We start from the raw sequence: 19,912 nt of genomic DNA, 5'->3' as shown, positions 1-19,912 counted from the left end.
GACGGCCAACGTCCCTCGCTCGTTGCGGCGGTCAATTCACTGGCCGATCACCGCCGGCTGGCTGGTCGGGCTCGCCGCAGGTACCGGCGCGACGCCGGCTTCGAACTCGTCGCGGAAGTACTTCACCGCACTGCCCAAGGGCTCGACCGCGCCGGGTGCGTGGGCACAGAAGGTGCGGCCCGGGCCGAGGAAGTCGACCAGGTGCAGCAAGGTTTCGATGTCCTTCGGCCGGCCCTGACCACGTTCGAGCGCACGCAGCAGCTTGACGCTCCACGGCAGGCCGTCACGGCACGGTGTGCACCAGCCACAGGATTCACGGGCGAAAAACTCTTCCATGTTGCGCAGCAGCGACACCATGTTGATGGTGTGGTCCACCGCCAGCGCCAGTCCGGTTCCCATGCGCGTGCCGACCTTGGCGATCCCGCCGGCGTACATCTGCGCTTCGAGGTGCTCGGGCAGCAGGAACCCGGTACCGGCACCGCCGGGCTGCCAGCATTTGAGGCGGTAACCGTCGCGCATACCACCGGCGTAATCCTCGAACAGTTCGCGTGCGGTAATGCCGAAGGGCAGCTCCCAGATGCCGGGTGTCTTGACCTTGCCGGAGAACCCCATGAGCTTGGTGCCCATGTCTTCGCTGCCCGGGCGGGCAAGCGATTTGTACCAGTTGACGCCATGGCCGACGATCGCCGGGACATTGCAGAGCGTCTCGACGTTATTCACGCAGGTCGGCTTGCCCCAGACGCCGACGGCAGCGGGGAAGGGGGGCTTGGCGCGCGGATTGGCGCGACGGCCTTCCAGCGAGTTGATCAGGGCGGTTTCTTCGCCACAGATGTAGCGACCGGCGCCCGTGTGGACGAAGAGTTCGAAATCGAAGCCCGAGCCCAGGATGTTATGGCCCAGCAGGCCGGCCGCCTTGGCTTCCTCGATGGCGCGATTGAGGTTGCGCGCCGCGTCGACGTACTCGCCGCGCAGGAAGATGTAGCCGCGGTAGGCCTTCAAGGCGCGCGCGCTGATCAGCATGCCCTCGATCAGCAGGTGCGGCAGCTGCTCCATGAGCAGGCGATCCTTCCAGGTGTTGGGCTCCATTTCGTCGGCGTTGCACAGCAGGTAGCGGATGTTCAGCGACTCGTCAGCCGGCATCAGCCCCCATTTCACGCCGGTGGGAAAGCCCGCGCCGCCACGGCCCTTCAGGCCGGACTCCTTGACGGTCTGCACGATGTCGGCCTGCGCCATCTCGCCCAGTGCCTTACGGGCCGCCGCATAGCCGTTCTTCTGCCGGTATTCATCGAGCCAGACCGGCTGGCCATCGTCACGCAGGCGCCAGGTCAGCGGGTGGGTTTCCTCGTTGCGGGCAACGCGATTTGCCGGACCGAGGGAAGCGAGGATGCGCTGGTTCATGGGTAGGCCTCCAGCAGGGCAGCCACGCCATCGGCGCGCACGTCGCCGAAGGTGTCGTCGTCGATCATCAGCGCCGGCGCCTTGTCGCAATTGCCAAGGCAGCACACCGGAATCAGCGTGAAGCGGCCGTCCGCCGTGGTCTGCCCCGGCGCGATGCCAAGCTGCTGTCCGATCGCATCCAGGATCGATTCATGCCCGCCGATGAAGCAGGTCATGCTGTCGCACACGCGGATGATGTGCCGGCCGACGGGCTGGCGAAAAATCTGGCTGTAGAAGGTCGCGACGCCTTCGACATCGCTCGCCGGAATGCCGAGGATCGCCCCGATGGCATCGGCGGCGCCGTCAGGAACCCAGCCGCGCGCCTTCTGGACGATCTTGAGCGCCTCGATGCTGGCTGCCCGCGGGTCTTCGTAATGGTGCATCTCGTGCTCGATGGCCGAGCGCTCGGTTTCGCTGAGGGCGAAACGGTCTGTCTGAATAAGCGTGCTCATATCAACGGTCCACGTCGGCCATGACGAAATCGATACTGCCCAGATAGGCGATCAGGTCGGCGACCATGCTGCCGCGGATGACTGACGGGATCTGTTGCAGGTGAGGGAAGCTGGGCGTCCGGATCCGGGTGCGGTAGCTCATGGTGCTGCCGTCGCTGGTCAGGTAATAACTGTTGATGCCCTTGGTTGCCTCGATCATCTGGAAGCTTTCGTTGGCGGGCATCACCGGTCCCCAGGACACTTGCAGGAAGTGGGTGATGAGCGTCTCGATGTGCTCCAGCGTGCGTTCTTTCGGCGGTGGCGTGGTGAGCGGATGATCGGCCTTGTAAGGCCCTTCGGGCATGTGCTTGAGGCACTGTTCGATGATGCGCAGGCTTTCTCGCATCTCACCCATCTTGACCATGCAGCGGTCATAGGCGTCACCGTTGACGGCCAACGGCACCTCGAACTCGAAATGCTGGTAACCGGAGTAGGGACGCGCCTTGCGCAGATCGAAATCGAGCCCGGTAGCCCGCAGGCCTGCACCGGTCACGCCCCATTCCAGGGCTTCCTTGGTGTTGTAGCTGGCCACCCCGATGGTGCGACCGCGCAGGATGCTGTTTTTCAGCGCGGCCTTTTCGTACTCCGCGAGGCGCTTGGGCATCCAGTCGAGGAACTCGCGGACGAGCTTGTCCCAACCGCGAGGCAGGTCATGGGCGACACCGCCGATGCGGTACCAGGCCGGATGCATGCGGAAGCCGGTGATGGCCTCGATCACCTTGTAGGCACGCTGGCGGTCGGTGAAGGTGAAGAACACCGGCGTCATCGCGCCGACGTCCTGGATATAGGTGCCGAGGTAGAGCAGGTGGTTCTGAATGCGGAAGAACTCGGCCATCATCACGCGGATGAAATCGACACGGTCGGGCACCTTGATGCCTGCGAGCTTTTCCACGGCCAGGACGTAGGGCAGGTTGTTCATCACCCCGCCCAGGTAGTCCACGCGGTCGGTGTAGGGAATGTAGCTGTGCCAGCTCTGGCGCTCGCCCATCTTCTCGGCGCCGCGGTGGTGGTAGCCGATCTCGGGCACGCAATCGATGATTTCTTCACCGTCGAGCTGGAGAATGATGCGGAACGCCCCGTGCGCTGACGGGTGATTGGGGCCAAGGTTGAGGAACATGTAGTCCTCGTGCTCGCTGCCGCGCTTCATGCCCCAGTCCTCGGGTTTGAAGCGCAGCGCTTCCTGCTCGAGGTCCTGCTTGGCGGCCGTCAGGCTGAACGGATCGAACTCGGTGGCGCGGGCAGGGTAGTCCTTGCGTAGCGGGTGGCCTTCCCAGGTCGGCGGCATGAGCATTCGGATCAGGTGCGGATGGCCTTCGAAGTTGATGCCGAACATGTCCCAGACTTCGCGTTCGTACCAGTTGGCATTCGGCCAGACGGACGTGGCCGTGGGCAGGTTCAGGTCGCGTTCCGACAGCGCCACCTTGATCATCACGTCACTGTTACGCTCGAGCGACATCAGGTGATAGAACACGCTGAAGTCGGCCGCCGGCAATCCCTGGCGGTGGGTGCGCAGACGCTCGTCGACGCCGTGCAGGTCATAGAGCATCACATAGGGCTTGCTTACCTGACGCAGGAAAGCCAGCACCTCGATGAGTCGCTCGCGCGGTACCCAGAGCACCGGCATGCCGGTGCGGGTCGGCTGAAGCGTGAAGGTTTGCGCGCCGAAGCGGGCATTCAGTTCGACGACGATATCCTGGTCGTCAGCCTTGTAAGGCGGGATGTACAGAGCACTGTCTGCGGTCATGATCTCGGTCGCTTTCGGTTCAACGTGAAGGTGAGCAGCAGCCCGCATGCGGGCTGCGAATCACACGTCGTCGGGGCTGCGCAGGTTGGTAACCTGGATGCGCTGTTCGCGTCGCTGTTCCTTTTGCGACGGCATCTCGGCACGGTAAATGCCTTGATCACCGACGACCCAGGACAGCGGTCGACGCTCCTTGCCGATGGACTCCTGCAACAGCTGCAAACCTTGCAGGAACGCTTCGGGGCGGGGCGGGCAGCCCGGTATGTACACGTCCACGGGGAGGAACTTGTCGACCCCCTGAACGACCGAGTAGATGTCGTACATACCACCGGAATTGGCGCACGAACCCATCGAGATGACCCACTTGGGCTCGAGCATTTGTTCGTACAGACGCTGGATGATCGGCGCCATCTTGATGAAGCAGGTGCCGGCAACGACCATGAAGTCGGCCTGGCGTGGTGATGCGCGTATGACTTCCGCACCGAAGCGGGCGATGTCATGCGGCGCGGTGAAGGCCGTCGTCATCTCCACATAGCAGCACGACAGGCCGAAGTTGTACGGCCACAAGGAGTTCTTTCGACCCCAGTTGACCGCATTACTCAGCACATCCTCGAGCTTGCCCATGAAGATGTTGCGATGGACTTGTCCTTCTAGCGGATCGGCGACAGCCTCCTGCTGGCCGATCGGATAACGGTCATTGACCGCATCCGGATCGATCCGGGTAAGTTTGTATTGCATGTGGAGAGCCTCATTGTTTTAGCTTCGCCTGTCGCTCGCGACGGCTTGCAGGCGCCCAATCGAGCGCTCCAATCCGCCAAAGGTAGACAAGACCTGCCAACAGAATTGCTATGAATACGGTAGCTTCAATGAGGCCCGCCCAGCCGCTTTCGCGCACCGAGACAGCCCAGGCAAACAGATAGAGCGCTTCGACGTCGAAAATGACGAAGAGCATCGCAACGAGATAGAACTTGGCGGAGAAGCGCAGGCGCGCGCTGCCAGTCGGAAGAATGCCGGATTCGAACGGCTCGTTCTTGCTGCGTCCCCAGGCCTTGCTGCCGAGCAGGCTCGATACGCCGAGCATGAACGCGCACAGCGCCAGGACGCCGAGAAGGAAGACAGCGAAGCCCCAGTGGTGGGGCTGAAGTAGATCAGGCATGCCGGACTCCTTTGCGGAACGGCTTGTTCACGGTTCGCGACTGCGACAGTGCGTCGCGATTCTAATGGTGCGCGATTGTAGGCCGCTGAACATTGTAAGTACATGCGTCAAATCAAAAAGTAGGGCTTTTTGACGCCGTGCAAGAAATTTCCTAACCGATGGCGATGAGCACCGCGGTCTGGTCGGTTATGTGATTTAACATAATATAGATTATGCGAACTCAGATACTGAGCCAGCAAGTGCCACCTGGCCATCAAGCGCTCTCGCGCACGATGACTTCGAAGCCCACGTCGATCTGCCGTGCCGTCGGCTGCTTGCCGCGTATCAGGTCCAGCAGCATCTTCGCCGCCAGTTCGCCGATCTGCGCGCGGGTCGTTCGCACCGTCGTCAATGACGGATGCATCCAGGCGGCGGCTGGCAGATCGTTGAAGCCGGCCACGGCCAAACGCCCAGGTACCTCGATGCCGAGCTGCCGCGCGCGGAACAGCGCACCCAGTGCCAGGTCGTCGTTGTTGAAGAAAATCGCGTCGACCTGCGGCTGGCGCGCGATCAATCGATCGAGCAGCTCGGCGCCGAGCGCGATCGATGACAGCTCCGGTGTCAGCAGCTCGAGCGCCGGGTCATGGCGCCCAATGGCGCGCATTGCCTGGCGGTAGCCTTCGGCGCGCTGCAGCGTGCGCGGATCGAGCTGCGCCGCGGCGAATGCGATATGACGGTAACCACGCTCGATGAGCGTCCTGGTCATGGCGGCGCCTGCATCGAGCTGGGAAAACCCGACGCAGCAATCGTCCGGTGTTTGGCTGAGTTCCATCAGGGTCACAATCGGCCGGCTGTAGCTGGCCAGCAGCTCCCGCGCCGCTTCGCTGCGTTCGAACCCAGTCACCAGCAGCCCCGCCGGCTGATGCGCCAGGTAGGCCTTGAGCAGGCGCTCGTCTTCTTCGGGGCGGTAATGGCTCACGCCGATCATCAGTTCGAAGCCGGCTGGCATGAGCACATGTTGTGCCGCTTCGATCATGTCGACGAACACGGCGTTGGATAGCGACGGAATAACCACGGCGACCAGGTTCGAGCGTGCGCTTGCCAGGCTGCGGGCGGCGGGATGCGGCACATAGCCCAGCTCTTTGGCGGCTTTTTCGACCCGCTCACGCAAGCTGTCGGACACCAGGGCTGGCTGGGACAGTGCGCGTGAGGCGGACATCAATGAACAGCCGGCGGCGCGTGCGACGTCCGACAGCGTGACGCGCTCCGGTGCGCGGCGGCGGCGTTGAGTCATGAAGGTGCTCGACGGAAAGGAGCGCCATCCTAGCAAACCGCCGGATGGCGCCGGTCATGAGCAGGGCAGCGCCCTGCTCTCCTGCCCCTTACTGGGCGGCCTTGGCTTTCTCCAGTTCCGCCTGGACTTCCTGGAACAGATCCTCGCCAACACGATCGATGACGCTCTGGATCGCCGGTTGCGCCTTTTCACGCATCTGCTGCGTCACTTCGGGGCTGATCTTGTTGACCTTCATGCCCTCTTCCTTCAACGCGGCAAGCGCCTTGGCGCCTTCGGCACGGGTGTCCTGGCGCTCGAAGTCCCTCGCCTTGGCGGCCGCCTCCATAAGAATGTCTTTTTCGGTCTGCGACAGCCCATCCCACCAGCGCTTGGACGCCGTGACGATCCAGGGGCTGTAGACGTGGTTGGTGATGGTCAGGTAGTCCTGAACCTCATAGAACTTCGACGACAGGATGGTGTTGAAGGGGTTTTCCTGGCCGTCCACCGCCTTGGTCTCGAGCGCCGTGAATAATTCCGAGAATGGCAGCGGCACGGCATTGGCACCGAGCAGCTTGAAGGTCTCGATGAAGACCGGGTTGGGCATGACGCGCAGCTTGATCCCCTCGAAATCCTCGATCTTCTCGATCGGCCGAACGTTGTTGGTCATGTTGCGGAAGCCATTTTCCCAGTAGACGAGCCCGACCAGGCCCTTCTCTTCGAGCTTGTCCATGATCTTGCGGCCGACTTCGCTGTCGAGCACGGCGTCGGCCTGCTGCTCGTTTTCGAAGAGGAACGGCGTATCCCAGACGGCCATTTCCTCGGTGATGCCCACCAGCGTCGCAGTGGAGCCGACCATCATTTCCTGGGCGCCGCCGATCAGCGCATTCTGCATCTGGTCGTCCGATCCGAGGCTGGCGGAGCCGAAGGTGCGGACCTTCAACTTGCCATCGGATGCCTTGGCGACTTCCTCGGCGAACAGCTTGGCTGCCCTGCCCTGGTTGCTGTCTTCGTTCAGGCCGTAGCCGAAGCGGATCATGCGCGAACGCACATCATCCTCTGCGGCCTGGACATTGAGGCTGACCATGGCTGATAGCGTGACAAGCGCGAACGAGGCGATTAGCGAGCGTTTCATGTGGCGGTACCTTTGTTGTTGTTGGACAGGGACGAAATCGCTTCCGAGGAAGCCTCTTGGCGACCGGGCAGCCTTGCCGGCCGGTCGCAAGCCGGGTTCAGTGCAGCCACTCGAGCGGCACCGTGACGATCGCGGGGAATGCCACCAGCAGCGCCACGACCATCAGGTAAATAAGGAAGAAAGGCATCACGCCGCGCACCAATACCTCCATGCGCAGCTTGCCGATGCCACCGACGACGTTCAGCACGGTGCCGACCGGCGGAGTGATCAGCCCGATCGAGCCGATCAGCACGAACATCACGCCGAAGTAGACCGGATTGACCCCCGCGCCCGCCGCGATCGGCGCCAGTACCGGCCCCAGGATCAGGATGGTCGGCGTGAGATCGAGCACCATGCCGATCGCCACCATCAGCAGCATGATGCCGGCGACCAGCAGGCGCGGATGGTCAGCCAGCGGGCCGAGCAACGCGGCGATTTCCGCCGGCAGCTGGGCCAGCGTGATCATGTAGCCGGACACCGTCGCCGCCGCGCAGAGGAACATGACCGACGCCGTCGTACGGCTCGCGCGGGTCAGCACCTCCACCAGCGCCTGCCAGCTCAGTTCCCGGTACAGCAGCACTGACACGAGCAGCGCGTAGACGGCCGCGACAACGGCCGCTTCGGTCGGCGTGAAGAGGCCGCCGCGCAGACCGCCGACGATGATGACCGGCAGCATCAGCGCGGCCGCCCCGTCGATCAGCGAGCGGCGGCGCTCCGCCTTGGTCGCCTTGGGCGGCAAGGGCTCGGTCATCCCGCGGGAAATCAGCGTCCAGGCGATCACCAGTCCGGCGCCCATGATCAGGCCCGGCACCAGACCGGCCAGGAACAGCTGGCTGATCGACGTATTGGTCACTACGCCATAGATGACGAAGGGCATCGACGGCGGAATGATCGGCGCGATGATCCCGCCCGCCGCAACCAGACCGGCGGACGAGCCCAGCGGATATCCGCGTTCGCGCATCATGGGCAGCAGCAAGGTGGCCAGCGCGGCGGTGTCGGCAAGCGCCGAGCCGGACATGCTGGCCAGCAGAACCGACGCCGCGATGGCGACGTAACCCAATCCGCCACGCAGGTGGCCGAAATACGCCTGCGCCATGTTAATGATGCGGCGGGAAATTCCGCCCGCGTTCATCAGCTCGCCGGCCAGGATGAAGAACGGCACGGCTAGCAGCGGGAAGCTGTCGGCGCCGGCCTTGAGATTCTGCGCCAGCAGTTGCACGTCCCAGAAATCCAGGTACCACATCAGCACGCCGCCGGTCAGCAGCAGTGCGAAGGCGATCGGCATGCCGAACGACATGAAGCCGAGGAGCGACGAAAGAAAGACGACGACAGTCATGCAGGAAACCTCGCGGGCAGTGCCCGTCTTGTTGTTATGCCTAGTCGGCGGTGACGTTTGCACTCGCGGCGCGCGGCGGCGCCTGGCGACGCCAGGTCTGGACGACCTGCAGCAGTGCCAGCACGCCGAGCGCGCCCATGCTCACCAGGATCGGCACCATCGCCAGCACCACCGGATACGCCAGCACCGGGCTTTCATTGCCCCAGCCGTACTTGACCTGGTACCAGCCGCCCCACGCGCTGAGGAAACTGACGACCGCCACCAGCAGCCAGCTCAGGGTATCGACCACCCGCTGCGCGACGCCGCGCAACCTGTCCCGCAGCAGCGTGAAGCTCATCAGCTCGCCACGCCGCATCCCGGATGCGACGCCGACGAACACCAGCCAGACGAAGGCCAGGCGCGACAGCTCCTCCGCCCCGGTCCAGCCCGCATCGAATACGTAGCGGCCGACCACATTGGCGAAGACGGCGATGACCATCACGGCCAGCAATATCGCCATGAAGCCATCGGTGAGCTTGTCGAGCGTCTGCGCGAGGCGGCCCGTATAGAGGGGCGGCACCGTGAGCTCCGGCGCCTGCTCAGCGGCGTTAGCGCTAACATCCTGCGGCGTCGCGGCGGCGGAAAGGGCCACCTGCGCCTGAATGGCATCCCCCGGCGTCTGGCGCTGCATCCAGGTGCAGATGGTCTGGACGACCTCGTCGACCGGGCGCGTCGCATCGACCGACAGCACTCCCGCCTCGCCTTCCGGTGACTCAAGCGTGGCGAACTGGCTGTCGACCAGCGAAATGGGCATGAAATGGCCCGGCCGCGCGCCGACACGGTCGAGCGCTGTCTCGTAATCGACCACCAAATGGGCGAAACACAATTCCGGTACCGCCGCACGCAGACGGTCCCGGTAGCTGCGCTTGAGCGCCGAGCAGGCCAGGACGAAGCCCTCGCCGTCCGCCTGCGCCTGGCGCATTTCGACGATCAGCCGATCGAGCCATACCACGCGATCGGCGTCGCTCAGCGGCGTGCCGGCCTTCATGCGGGCGACGTTTTCAGGGCAGTGGAAATGGTCGGCTTCGATGTGGCGATAACCCAGGCATCGGGCGACGCCAAGGCTGGTTTCTGTCTTGCCGCATCCGCTCACGCCCATGACGACGAGGGCGCGGGATGGGCTCGGAGCGGTGAGGTTGGGCGCTTCGGGCGTCTGCATGATCGATCCCGGCAGCTGGAATGCTGCGCTGTCTTGTGATTGTTGGCCGAATGGTAGCGCTAACATCCTGCGTGTCAACCCTGCCTTGGGGATTCTTCAGGCGCGCCGAGCCTGTCAATCCGAAGCGATCGGCTCAACGGCCCCAGCCAACGCGCGACTCCCCTACAGCCTTGCAAATCCCTGCCGATAGAAGGGGCATACCGGTCGACATGGAAGTGACTGCCCAACGCGAACCACTCGCACAGCCACGGTGTCCCCATGCAGTCCTTCTACAACTTGAGTTTCCGCTGGAAACTGACGCTCCCCCTCCTCTTTCTTGCCCTGCTGTTTCTGGTCGAAGGTGCGCTGGCCTACCGAACGGTTGCCGACCTGCAACAGCGCCTGAGGCATGTCGCCGAAGAGCTGCTCCCACAGAGCACGACGCTACTTGAGGCCGACCGCGATCTCTATCAGGCCCAGGCCGCCGAACGGGCGATCGTCGCCGGCGTGCTCGAACCGGGGCTTCTTGACGAGCATCGCGCCAATAGCCAGCAGGCGCATGAACGCATCCAGGCCTATGCCCGCAGCACCGACTCCGAACGCGGCCGCGCGCTCGCCGCGGAGTTCGAGCGCGCATTCGCCACCTGGCAGCAGGCCTCGCTGCGTGCGATCAGCCTGGCACAGCGCGGTTCGTCCGATGACATGGACCAGGCCGGCGACCTGAGCTTTGGTGACGGCCTCCAGCAATTCAGCGCTGCGCGCAACCTCATCGACCGCCTGACCGACCTGACCAACGAAGAGGTCGGCATCGAACGCACCCTGGCCGCCGAGGCCGCAGAGGCCGGCCAGATGCTCGTGCTCGGCACCCTGCTCGCCGGGTTGTGCCTGTTCGCGCTGCTGATCGTGCTGTTCCCGGGTGTGGTGACCAAGCCGCTGCGTTCCATGCTCGCGCGCATCGAAGACATCGCCGATGGCGAGGGCGATCTCACCCGCCGCGTCGACATCGCGTCGCGCGACGAACTCGGCCAGCTCGGCGGCGCGCTCAACCGTTTCCTCGGGCAGTTGCAGGGTCTGGTGCGCCAGGTCGCCGAGTCGACCCATCAGGTGACCGATGCCTCGCTCGAAATGGATCGCATCGCCAGTCGGCAGCAATCGCTGGTCAATGACCAGTACCAGGCGATCGATCAGGTCAGCACGGCCGCCACCGAAATGAGTGCCGCCATCCATGAGGTGGCCAGCAACGCGCACAATGCGGCGCAATCGGCTGAAGACGCGGACCGCCAGGGCCGGGTGTCCAGCCAGGTGGTGGCTGCGACGATGGACGCCCTGCGCCGCCTCGCCGCCGACGTGGGCGAAGCCGCCCACGTGATCGACCGCCTCGAGCAGGACACCGGCAGGATCGACGGGGTGCTGTCGGTCATCGAGGGCATCGCCGAACAGACGAACCTGCTGGCGCTCAACGCGGCCATCGAAGCGGCGCGTGCCGGCGAGCAGGGCCGTGGCTTCGCCGTGGTGGCCGACGAGGTGCGCGCCCTCGCCGCACGGACCCAGGCGTCCACCCGCGACATCCAGCAGATGATGCAGAGCCTGCAAGCGGCGACCGCGCAGGCGGTCGGCGTCATGCAGCGTGGCGTGGCGATCGCCGAACAGGGCGTGAGTCAGGCGCCGGACGTCGAGCGGTCACTGACCGAGGCCGCCCATTCGGTGGTGCGCATCAACGACATGGCTGCGCAGATCGCCACCGCCTGCGAGGAACAGAGCCAGACGACCGAGGACATCGCACGCAACATCAGCGACATCCAGGCGCTTTCCAATCAGTCGGCCGAGGCCTCCGAACACAGCCGGACGACGAGCGAGCGGATGGTCCGGCTTGCCGAAACGCTCAGCCAGCAGGTGGGTCGCTTCAAAACCTAGCGGCCGGCGGCTGACGGTCGGCCGTTCGCGCGCCCTGTCGAGCGCGCCGCCGTTGCTTCAGGCGACGGCTGGCCCAGGGCGTACGCATCAGCATCAAGGCCGCACCGCAGGCGAAATAGATCAGCCACAGGCCGATGTCCGAGCGCACCACCCACAGCATGTGCAGCAGGCCGAGCCCCAGCACCGCGTAGGCCAGGCGATGGAGCTTCTTCCAGCGCGGGCCCAGCTTGCGCATGCTCCAGCGGTTGGAGGTCGCGGCCATCACGAGCAGGCAGAGCCAGGCCAGCGCACCCACGATGATGTAGGGTCGCTCGACCAATTCCTCGCCCAGTTGCGCCCAATCCAGCCCGAGGATGAACAGCAGGTAGGCCGTCAGGTGCAGGCAGACATAGGCGAAGCACCACAGCCCCAGCTGCCGCCTGACGTGCGCCCACCCGGTCCAGCGCATCGTCCATTGCAGCGGCGACAGCGACAACGTCAGCAGCAGGATCACCAGCGCGCCCTGCCCCAGCCGTTCCACCAGTACCTGCCCAGGGTCCGGTCCGAGGGCGGACGTCCAGCCGAGGTACAGCCAATAGAGCGGTGGCAGCAAGCCGAGCACGAAGACGCTGGCGCGCCAGATCGGATGCTTCATCAGTAGAACTTCGCCAGGTCCATGCCCTGGTACAGCGAGGCAACTTCGTCGGCATAGCCGTTGAACATCAGGGTGTCGCGCACATTGGTGCTGAACAGGTTGGCCGGCAGCCGGCGCTCGCGTGCCTGCGTCCAGCGCGGGTGGTCCACGTTCGGGTTGACGTTGGCGTAGAAGCCATATTCCTCGGGCGCCAGATTCTGCCAGGTGGTGTACGGCTGCTCCTCGACGAGGCTGAGGCGCACGATCGACTTGATGCTCTTGAAACCGTACTTCCAGGGCACCACCAGGCGCATCGGCGCGCCGTTCTGTTCTTCCAGAATGCGGCCATACATGCCGACCGCCAGGATCGTCAGCGGGTGCATGGCCTCGTCGATCCGCAGCCCCTCGCGGTACGGCCAGTCGATCAGGCTGAAGCGTGAATCCACCGCCGGCATCACCTCGGGGAGCACGGCCGTTTCGAAGGCCACGTATTTGGCGCCGCCGGTCGGCCCGGCACGACGAATCAGCTCGCCGAGCGGAAAGCCGAGCCAGGGGATGACCATCGACCAGGCCTCGACGCAACGCAGCCGATAGATGCGCTCCTCCAGCCGATGCGGCTGCACCAGGTCGGCGACGCTGTAGGTGCCGGGCTTCTCCACCGCTCCGTCGATCTGCACCGTCCAGGGCTCGATGTCCATCGCATCGGCATGCTCGGCCGGGTCGCCCTTGTCGGGGCCGAACTCATAGAAATTGTTGTAGTGCGTGGCGTCTTCGAACGGCGTGATCGTCTCGTCGAGCGGCACCACGGCGCGCCATTGCACGCCAGGCAATTTCTCGGTGAACCAGGTGGGCTGCTCGGCCGGGACCGGCACCTCGTAGGGCGAGACGTCCTGCGCGAACGCCACGCCGGGCAACGCCCCCAGGGCCAGGCCGGCACCGCTCGCCGCCATGAAGCGCCGGCGCGACAGGTAGACCGACTCGGGCGTGATGTCGGCGGATGAACAGCGTGAAGCAGACGGTACTCGGATAAGCATGGGGCCTCCGCGGTCAATGGTTGGCGCCGGCACGGCTCGAACAACCCGCACGATGCTACTCGCCTGGCAGTGCTTCGCCATGCCGAGCGTGATTCGTGTTGTTTCAGTTCCGAATGCGGGCACGGAGCAGGATTCGGCCGGTATCCACCAACGGTCGAGCTGGCCGACGGGCTGTAGCAGGATCGCCACCCCTGATGCGCGCCATCACGACGTTGCTGATGTTGCTGCCGCGCTGAATCGCCGGAACGGACCCGGTGCACGGCTTCGCGATGCACCCTGCGTTCGTCACCGTGCATGCCGCTTCGCGAGCAAGCTCGCTCCTACGAAAAGCAGACGCCGCGCTGTTCTGTAGGAGCCAGCTTGCTGGCGATCCGGGCAACGAACACACGGCTTACATCAAGCCCCGGCACCTGGCACGGCTGAGCGGCGTAGGGCGGATTCAGGAGCGCAGCGAACAATCCGCCGGGGCCAGCGTCCTTGACGATCGGCCGCGCCGTTCAGAATCACCCCATCCCCAATCGCTCGCGCATATCGTCGGTGATCGTCTGGTCGATGTCGTACATGTCCGCCCAGGGGTCGTCGTCGCCCTGCTCTTCCAGGCGCTCGATGAGGTTGCGGATCGTCCACAGGTTCGCGCCCTTGAGGTCGAGCAGTTCGTCACGGTGGATCGGCACCGAGACGCCGAGCCCTTCGCGGGCGCGTACCGAATAGGCCGCGACGGTGCTGGCGCCTTTGCTGTTGCGCAGGTAGTCGATGAAGATGCGGCCGACGCGATTCTTGGGGCCGCTGACCGCCGAAAAATGCTCGGGCAGCAACTTGGCCAGGTAGCGTGCAATCGCCTGGCTGAAATGCTTGACCGGCGCCCAGCCCTCGCCCGGCGTCAGCGGCACCACGATGTGCATGCCCTTGCCGCCGCTGGTCTTGAGATACCCGCGCAGGCCGATTTCCTCGAGCAGCGTCAGCGTCAGTTGCGTCGCCTCGACCATGCGTTTCCACGGCAGCGCCGGGTCCGGGTCGAGGTCGAGGACGAAGCGATCCGGTTTGTCCAGCTCGGGCGCCACGGCATTCCAGGTGTGCAATTCGAGCGTGCCCATCTGCGCCGCGCCGACCAGCGCTTCGGGCGTGTCGATCACCAGCAGCGGCGCGTGCTCGGGATACAGCGCGGGGTCCAGCTGCGTGATGTTGGGGATCGTCAGCTTGTCGGCGTGCTTCTGGAAGAACAGCTCGCCTTCGATGCCCTCCGGGGCGCGAACCAGCGCGAGCGGCCGCTGGCGTAGGTGCGGCAAGGCCCAGGGCGCCACCCCGGCGTAGTAGCGCGCGAGCTCCATCTTGGTGGCGCCGATGCTCTTGTCGATCACCCGTTCGGGGTTGGAAATGCGGATCTTCGCCGCGCTGCCAGACGGCTTCGCGGCCGGCGCGCGCGGCGTCGGCTTGGCCTTCTCGTAGGTGATGGCCTGGGGCGGCTTGTCTTCGCGCAAGCCGTGGAAGACCGAATGCCGCACCACGCCTTGCCGGGTCATCTCGGCGAAGGCGACTTCGCACATCAGTTCCGGTTCGACCCAGTGCGCTCCCTTGGCGTCAGCGCCGGTTGGCGGCTTGGCCAGCGCCGGCTTGGCACGCTCGAGTGGCTTCAGCCGGGCGAAAAGGCTTTGAAGGGTGATCTGGTTGAAACCGGTGCCGACCTTGCCGGCATAACGCAGCTCGCCGTCGTCGCCGTGCAGCCCCAGCAGCAGTGCGCCGAAGCCGCTGCGCGTGCCCTTGGGCTCGGTGTAGCCGACGATGATGAATTCCTGCCGATGCTTGCACTTGATCTTCACCCAGTTGCTGCTGCGGCGCGATACGTAGCTGCTGCCGGCCCGCTTGCCGATCAGCCCTTCGAGCTTCATCTGACAGGCGCTGTCGAGCACGCTGTCCGGCTGTTCGGTGAAATCGTCCGAGAAGCGCAGCAACTCGCTCTCGTTCCGTTCGAGCACGGCGCGCAGCGCGGCCCGGCGCTGCTCCAGGACCACGCCAGACAGATCCATGCCATTGAGATAGGGCATGTCGAACAGGTAGTAGACGATGTTGCCGCTGCGGCCGATCTCGAAGGCGTTCTGCAACGCCTGGAAGTCCGGCGTGCCGTCCTCGTTCAGCACCACCACCTCGCCATCGAGCCATGCCGAGTCGAGCGCCAGCCCGGCCAGCGCCTCGGCCTGCTCCGGCATCTTCGCAGTCCAGTCGTGGCCGTTGCGCGTGAAGAGCTGGACCTTGCCGGACTCGATCCGCGCCATGATCCGGTAGCCGTCGAACTTGATCTCGTAGAACCACTCGCCATCAGGCACGGATTCCACCAGCGTGGCGAGCTGCGGCTTGTAGCTGTCCGGCAGCGCCGCCGGCTTGGCGCCTTCCAGGCTGACAGCCGGCTCTTCCTTTCGCGATCGGCGGCGCACCGGTTGCCTGGCCGCTGCCGGTGCCGCCTTGGCAGCCCCCCGCTTGCGCGGAATGAGGGTGCGATCGCTGAGCACACTGTCGGGCTCGGCAACGACGATGTCGTATTCATCACCGGGCCGGGCCGCCTCGTCGTTGGACTTGATCAGGAACCACTGCTCCTTGCCGCTGCTGTCGCTTTTGGTGCGCACGAGATTCCAGCTGCCGGCGAGCTTCTCGCCCTCGAGCCTGAACTTGAGCTTGCCCTTGCGATAACCCTCGCGCGGATCGCCCTCGGGCACCCAGAGGCCGCGGTCCCAGACGATCACATCGCCGGCGCCGTAATGCCCCTTGGGAATGCTGCCTTCGAAGGTCGCGTATTCGAGCGGATGGTCCTCCACATGGACGGCCAGCCGCCGCGCCTTCGGGTCGAGGCTCGGCCCCTTCGGCACGGCCCAGCTCTTGAGCGTGCCATCGAGCTCGAGGCGAAAGTCATAGTGCAGGCGCGTGGCGTCGTGCTTCTGGATGCAGTATTGCAGCGCGTGCTCGGTCTGCTGAGCCTTACGGCTGCGGCTGGCACCGGCCGGTTCGGGCGTGGCGCCGAAATCACGCTTGCGGTTGTATTCCTCTAGCGCCATGACGCTTCACCTCGCGCGGGTTCATTCCACGGTGCCGGGGTCGGTGCTCTCGTCGCGCGGCCCGCCGGTGCCCGAGTCCTTCGCCGGCGAGGCGTCATCGACTTCATCGGGTTCCGGCAGCCCTTCCACCACAAGCCCTTCCTCGGTCACCAACTGGCCCTTCTCGTTGTAGTGAGTCTCCACCTTGGTGGATGGGGTCGGCGTGCCCATCGGGCTCGGACGCGAACCCTGGTCTTCTAGCGGGACGCCAGCCGGCCATTGCGCCAGGGCGGGTGTGCTCAGGGCGAGCGCTGCACACAGGGCGATCGTTCTGTTCATGGCGAAACCTCCGCGAATGCCAATGCGTTCATCGATTTGGGCACGCCGGCGGCGGACGAGTTGCAGAAAACCCGACCGCCGGGGCGCCGAAGTCGCCGGCTGCATGGCGTGATGGCACCTGGCCGGAGTGGCCCGTCGTCGCAGCGCCCCGCCTGTTTTCGGGGCTAGACAATCGATTTCACGCTGCTAGGGTTGTGCATTACCTCACGGCGCGATTCCCGCTTTCATGATCGCGGCCGTTTCACCTCCGACCGAACAGGAGGAACCATGACCACCCGTCTCCCACTCGTCACCATCGAAGCGATCCTGCACGACCACCTGCGGCCGTATCGCTGCGAATGCCGCAGCGAGTCCAACAGCACACTGAGCGTGCGCGTCTACGAAGAGCAGCCCGAAGGCGAGGAATTGACGGTCATGGGCATCACCCAGGAGCAGTGCAGCGACGCGGAGCACCTCGAGAAGCTGGCGCACGAGTTGCGCGTGGAACTCTATGCCACGCGCAGCACGCTCGATGCGGCAGCCGACTCGCAGGGCCTCGGCAACCGCTGAGCCGGCCGCCGAACCCCGCGCTATCGATTCACGAGATACCCATCGCCCAGCGGATGCCGTAAGCCAGCAGGCTGACCGCGATCACCCCGGCGCACCATAGCCCGACGAACCAGCCCAACTGGCTCCAGCGGCGTTTCAATGGTAGCCCTCCCCGACGTTCACCTTGCCGCGGAAGATCCAGTAGCTGTACAGCGTGTATGCCAGGATCACCGGCACCAGGATCAGCGTGCCCACCAACGTGAATGCCTGACTGCTCGGCGCGGCGGAGGCCTCCCAGAAGTCCAGGTCCGGCGGCACGATGTTCGGCCACAGGCTGATGGCCAGCCCCGTGTAGGACAGCACGATCAGCACCAGCGTCAGCACGAACGGCTGGATTTCACGGTGCTGCTTGATCGCCCGCAACAGCGCCAGCAGCGTCACGCCGACCAGGATCGGTACCGGCATGAAATAGAACAGGTTGGGCAGCGTGAACCAGCGCTCGGCGATCGCCGGGTGCGCCAGCGGCGTCCACAGGCTGACCAGCGCGATGGTCACCAGCAGCGCGATGGACAGCGGCGTCATCAGCTTGAACATCCGCTGCTGCAGCTCCGCCGAGGTCTTCATGATCAACCAGCCGCAACCGAGCATCGCGTAGCCGACCAGCAGCGCCGCGCCAGTGAACAGCGGGAAGGGTGCGAACCAGTCGAACGCGCCACCGGCGAACTCCCGCCCTTCGACCTCGATGCCGTTGAGAAAGGCGCCCAGCACCACCCCCTGGCTAAAGGTCGCCAGCACCGAACCGCCGATGAAGGCCAGGTCCCACAGGTGCCGGGTACGCTTGGCCTTGAAGCGGAACTCGAACGCCACGCCACGGAAGATCAGCGCCACCAGCATGATGATCAGCGGCATATACAGCGCCGTCAGCACCACCGAGTAGGCCACCGGGAAGGCGGCGAACAGCCCTGCCCCGCCCAGCACCAGCCAGGTCTCGTTGCCGTCCCAGATGGGCGCGACGGTGTTCATCATCACGTCGCGGTTTTCTTCCTCCGGGATGAACGGGAAGAGGATGCCGATGCCCAGGTCGAAGCCATCCATCACCACGTACATGAAGATGCCAAAGGCGATTACCGCCGCCCAGATCAGTGGCAGATCAATGTCCATCCGGCTTGCCCTCCGGCCCTTGGGGTTCTTCTTCGTCGATGGCCAGCTCCGCACCGGACAGCGGGCGCATCGGCTGCCGGCTGCGTCCCGGCCCGGAGTCCTCGTGGTGCGGGTGAAGATCGGCGAGCTTCTGCGGACCGCGGCGCATCAACCGCAGCAGATAGGTCACGCCGACGCCGAAGACCAGGAAGTACACCACGATGAAGATCACCAGCGAGGTGCCGACCTGCCCTGCCGTGTGATTCGATGCCGCGTCGCTCGTGCGCAGCACGCCGTAGACGACCCACGGCTGCCGGCCGACCTCGGTGGTCACCCAGCCGGCGAGCAGCGCAATCACGCCGGCCGGCCCCATCGCCACGGCGAATTTCTGGAAGCCGCGCGACTCATACAGCCTGCCGCGCCGGCGCAGGACGGCGCTGATGATGCCCGACAGGATCATCAGCAAGCCGAGGCCGACCATGATGCGGAAGCTCCAGAACACGATCAGCGAGTTGGGGCGGTCTTCCTTCGGCCATTCCTTGAGACCGCGGATTTCCCCGACCCAATCGTGCGCCAGGATCAGGCTCGCCAGGTTAGGGATGCCTACCGCGTAACGGGTGACTTCGTCTTCCATGTCCGGGATGCCGAACAGCAAAAGCGGCACGCCCGTGTCGGTTTCCCAATGCCCTTCGATCGCGGCGATCTTCGCCGGCTGGTGCTCGAGCGTGTTGATGCCGTGGAAGTCCCCGACCACCGCCTGGATCGGCGCGACGAGCAGCATCATCCACATCGCCATCGAGAACATCGTGCGGTTCGCCTCGTCCCGGTGCCCCTTGAGCAGGTGCCAGGCACCGGCCGCGCCGACGATCAGCGCCGTGGTGAGGTAGGCGGCCAGGGTCATGTGCACCAGTCGGAACGGGAAGGAGGGGTTGAAGATGATCGCCAGCCAGTCCTTGGGCATGAAGATGCCGTCGACCAGCTCGTAGCCCTGCGGTGTCTGCATCCAGCTGTTGGACGAGAGAATCCAGAACGTCGAGATCAGCGTGCCGAGCGCCACCATGCAGGTGGCGAAGAAGTGCAGCTTCTTGCCGACCCGGTTCAGCCCGAACAGCATGATCCCGAGGAAGCCGGCCTCAAGGAAGAACGCCGTCAGCACCTCGTAGGTCAACAGCGGCCCCATGATGTTGCCCGCCGCCTGGGAAAGCCCGGCCCAGTTGGTGCCGAACTGGTAACTCATCACCACGCCCGAGACCACGCCCATCGCGAAGGTGACGGCGAAAATCTGGAGCCAGAAGGTGTAGAGCTGCAGGTAGACCGGTTTGCCGGTCTTCAGCCACAGCCCTTCGAGCACGGCCAGGTAGCTGGCCAGCCCGATGCTGATGCCGGGAAAGATGATGTGAAAGGAGATGGTGAACGCGAACTGCAGCCTTGCGAGTTCCACCGCATCCAAGCCGAACATTGGCAACCCCGCAACCGGAAATGCGCTCGTGGCGCGTCGTCCTGCCGCCGCAACGGCGCGGACACCCTGTATGAATCGTTCGTGCCCGACGCCATCCGCGA

At 64.8% G+C, this 19,912-nt stretch carries 17 protein-coding genes; 2 read left to right on the top strand and 15 right to left on the bottom strand.

From position 1 onward, the window contains the following. Window positions 1–36 precede the first annotated feature (36 nt). From nuoF to D7325_RS09150, 9 genes are all read right to left on the bottom strand, one after another. Window positions 37–1,398 (bottom strand): NADH-quinone oxidoreductase subunit NuoF, encoded by a 1,362-nt coding sequence (nuoF, locus tag D7325_RS09190; protein ID WP_120995258.1) that lies wholly within the window; start codon window positions 1,396–1,398, stop codon window positions 37–39. Next, window positions 1,395–1,889 carry an NADH-quinone oxidoreductase subunit NuoE gene (gene nuoE / locus D7325_RS09185; RefSeq protein ID WP_120995257.1) on the bottom strand — a complete coding sequence of 165 codons (495 nt, stop codon included), beginning with the start codon at window positions 1,887–1,889 and terminating at the stop codon, window positions 1,395–1,397. Before nuoE ends, nuoF begins: the two co-directional genes overlap by 4 nt. A 1-nt stretch (window position 1,890) precedes the next feature. Further along, window positions 1,891–3,672, bottom strand: a complete 1,782-nt coding sequence (nuoC, locus tag D7325_RS09180; protein ID WP_120995256.1) for an NADH-quinone oxidoreductase subunit C/D — start codon at window positions 3,670–3,672, stop codon at window positions 1,891–1,893. Window positions 3,673–3,732: 60 nt separating this feature from the next. Next, window positions 3,733–4,407: a NuoB/complex I 20 kDa subunit family protein gene (locus D7325_RS09175; RefSeq protein WP_120995255.1), complete on the bottom strand. Its 675-nt coding sequence runs from the start codon at window positions 4,405–4,407 to the stop codon at window positions 3,733–3,735. 10 nt (window positions 4,408–4,417) lie between these two features. Beyond that, the gene (locus tag D7325_RS09170; RefSeq protein WP_120995254.1) at window positions 4,418–4,825 is read right to left on the bottom strand and encodes an NADH-quinone oxidoreductase subunit A; all 408 of its coding nucleotides are present in this window, start codon (window positions 4,823–4,825) and stop codon (window positions 4,418–4,420) included. Window positions 4,826–5,078: 253 nt separating this feature from the next. Then, window positions 5,079–6,098, bottom strand: a complete 1,020-nt coding sequence (gntR, locus tag D7325_RS09165; RefSeq protein ID WP_120995253.1) for an HTH-type transcriptional regulator GntR — start codon at window positions 6,096–6,098, stop codon at window positions 5,079–5,081. 88 nt (window positions 6,099–6,186) lie between these two features. Next, a complete protein-coding gene (locus tag D7325_RS09160; RefSeq protein ID WP_120995252.1) occupies window positions 6,187–7,209 on the bottom strand; it encodes a TRAP transporter substrate-binding protein in 1,023 nt (340 codons plus the stop codon). Window positions 7,210–7,306: 97 nt separating this feature from the next. Beyond that, window positions 7,307–8,584 (bottom strand): TRAP transporter large permease, encoded by a 1,278-nt coding sequence (locus tag D7325_RS09155; RefSeq protein WP_120995251.1) that lies wholly within the window; start codon window positions 8,582–8,584, stop codon window positions 7,307–7,309. Window positions 8,585–8,624: 40 nt separating this feature from the next. Beyond that, window positions 8,625–9,722, bottom strand: a complete 1,098-nt coding sequence (locus D7325_RS09150; RefSeq protein ID WP_120995564.1) for a gluconokinase, GntK/IdnK-type — start codon at window positions 9,720–9,722, stop codon at window positions 8,625–8,627. A 318-nt stretch (window positions 9,723–10,040) separates the two neighbouring features. On the opposite strand from D7325_RS09150, the gene D7325_RS09145 reads away from it, so the two are divergent. Then, window positions 10,041–11,675 carry a methyl-accepting chemotaxis protein gene (locus D7325_RS09145; protein ID WP_120995250.1) on the top strand — a complete coding sequence of 545 codons (1,635 nt, stop codon included), beginning with the start codon at window positions 10,041–10,043 and terminating at the stop codon, window positions 11,673–11,675. Here D7325_RS09145 and msrQ read toward each other — a convergent pair. The 4 genes from msrQ to D7325_RS09125 form a co-directional block, all read right to left on the bottom strand. Continuing rightward, window positions 11,665–12,309: a protein-methionine-sulfoxide reductase heme-binding subunit MsrQ gene (gene msrQ / locus D7325_RS09140; RefSeq protein WP_120995249.1), complete on the bottom strand. Its 645-nt coding sequence runs from the start codon at window positions 12,307–12,309 to the stop codon at window positions 11,665–11,667. The two genes, D7325_RS09145 and msrQ, sit on opposite strands and share 11 nt — an antisense overlap. Continuing rightward, on the bottom strand, window positions 12,309–13,322 hold the full coding sequence (gene msrP, locus D7325_RS09135) for a protein-methionine-sulfoxide reductase catalytic subunit MsrP (protein ID WP_120995248.1): 1,014 nt from the start codon (window positions 13,320–13,322) through the stop codon (window positions 12,309–12,311). Before msrP ends, msrQ begins: the two co-directional genes overlap by 1 nt. A gap of 503 nt (window positions 13,323–13,825) precedes the next feature. Beyond that, entirely contained in the window at window positions 13,826–16,366 is a 2,541-nt protein-coding gene (ligD, locus tag D7325_RS09130) for a DNA ligase D (RefSeq protein ID WP_120995247.1), read from the bottom strand. A 21-nt stretch (window positions 16,367–16,387) separates the two neighbouring features. Continuing rightward, complete coding sequence (locus D7325_RS09125) at window positions 16,388–16,684, bottom strand: hypothetical protein (protein WP_120995246.1); 297 nt, start codon at window positions 16,682–16,684, stop codon at window positions 16,388–16,390. A 267-nt stretch (window positions 16,685–16,951) separates the two neighbouring features. On the opposite strand from D7325_RS09125, the gene D7325_RS09120 reads away from it, so the two are divergent. After that, on the top strand, window positions 16,952–17,233 hold the full coding sequence (locus tag D7325_RS09120) for a DUF1652 domain-containing protein (RefSeq protein WP_120995245.1): 282 nt from the start codon (window positions 16,952–16,954) through the stop codon (window positions 17,231–17,233). 135 nt (window positions 17,234–17,368) lie between these two features. On the opposite strand, the gene cydB is transcribed toward D7325_RS09120, so the two are convergent. Continuing rightward, window positions 17,369–18,373 carry a cytochrome d ubiquinol oxidase subunit II gene (gene cydB / locus D7325_RS09110; RefSeq protein WP_120995243.1) on the bottom strand — a complete coding sequence of 335 codons (1,005 nt, stop codon included), beginning with the start codon at window positions 18,371–18,373 and terminating at the stop codon, window positions 17,369–17,371. Further along, on the bottom strand, window positions 18,363–19,811 hold the full coding sequence (locus tag D7325_RS09105; RefSeq protein ID WP_120995242.1) for a cytochrome ubiquinol oxidase subunit I: 1,449 nt from the start codon (window positions 19,809–19,811) through the stop codon (window positions 18,363–18,365). Before D7325_RS09105 ends, cydB begins: the two co-directional genes overlap by 11 nt. Window positions 19,812–19,912: the final 101 nt, after the last annotated feature.

Origin of the sequence: Stutzerimonas urumqiensis, from assembly GCF_003640395.1 — a bacterium.
Lineage (GTDB): Bacteria > Pseudomonadota > Gammaproteobacteria > Pseudomonadales > Pseudomonadaceae > Stutzerimonas > Stutzerimonas urumqiensis.
This window is presented reverse-complemented; position numbering and strand designations above follow the sequence as displayed.

What these genes read in the sequence shown, in the direction of transcription:
- cydB (WP_120995243.1), bottom strand. Translation starts at nt 18,373, where the DNA reads ATGGACATTGATCTGCCACTGATCTGGGCGGCGGTAATCGCCTTTGGC.
- msrQ (WP_120995249.1), bottom strand. Translation starts at nt 12,309, where the DNA reads ATGAAGCATCCGATCTGGCGCGCCAGCGTCTTCGTGCTCGGCTTGCTG.
- D7325_RS09120 (WP_120995245.1), top strand. Translation starts at nt 16,952, where the DNA reads ATGACCACCCGTCTCCCACTCGTCACCATCGAAGCGATCCTGCACGAC.
- D7325_RS09150 (WP_120995564.1), bottom strand. Translation starts at nt 9,722, where the DNA reads ATGGGCGTGAGCGGATGCGGCAAGACAGAAACCAGCCTTGGCGTCGCC.
- D7325_RS09160 (WP_120995252.1), bottom strand. Translation starts at nt 7,209, where the DNA reads ATGAAACGCTCGCTAATCGCCTCGTTCGCGCTTGTCACGCTATCAGCC.
- nuoF (WP_120995258.1), bottom strand. Translation starts at nt 1,398, where the DNA reads ATGAACCAGCGCATCCTCGCTTCCCTCGGTCCGGCAAATCGCGTTGCC.
- D7325_RS09155 (WP_120995251.1), bottom strand. Translation starts at nt 8,584, where the DNA reads ATGACTGTCGTCGTCTTTCTTTCGTCGCTCCTCGGCTTCATGTCGTTC.
- D7325_RS09170 (WP_120995254.1), bottom strand. Translation starts at nt 4,825, where the DNA reads ATGCCTGATCTACTTCAGCCCCACCACTGGGGCTTCGCTGTCTTCCTT.
- D7325_RS09105 (WP_120995242.1), bottom strand. Translation starts at nt 19,811, where the DNA reads ATGTTCGGCTTGGATGCGGTGGAACTCGCAAGGCTGCAGTTCGCGTTC.
- D7325_RS09145 (WP_120995250.1), top strand. Translation starts at nt 10,041, where the DNA reads ATGCAGTCCTTCTACAACTTGAGTTTCCGCTGGAAACTGACGCTCCCC.
- msrP (WP_120995248.1), bottom strand. Translation starts at nt 13,322, where the DNA reads ATGCTTATCCGAGTACCGTCTGCTTCACGCTGTTCATCCGCCGACATC.
- nuoE (WP_120995257.1), bottom strand. Translation starts at nt 1,889, where the DNA reads ATGAGCACGCTTATTCAGACAGACCGTTTCGCCCTCAGCGAAACCGAG.
- ligD (WP_120995247.1), bottom strand. Translation starts at nt 16,366, where the DNA reads ATGGCGCTAGAGGAATACAACCGCAAGCGTGATTTCGGCGCCACGCCC.
- gntR (WP_120995253.1), bottom strand. Translation starts at nt 6,098, where the DNA reads ATGACTCAACGCCGCCGCCGCGCACCGGAGCGCGTCACGCTGTCGGAC.
- D7325_RS09175 (WP_120995255.1), bottom strand. Translation starts at nt 4,407, where the DNA reads ATGCAATACAAACTTACCCGGATCGATCCGGATGCGGTCAATGACCGT.
- nuoC (WP_120995256.1), bottom strand. Translation starts at nt 3,672, where the DNA reads ATGACCGCAGACAGTGCTCTGTACATCCCGCCTTACAAGGCTGACGAC.
- D7325_RS09125 (WP_120995246.1), bottom strand. Translation starts at nt 16,684, where the DNA reads ATGAACAGAACGATCGCCCTGTGTGCAGCGCTCGCCCTGAGCACACCC.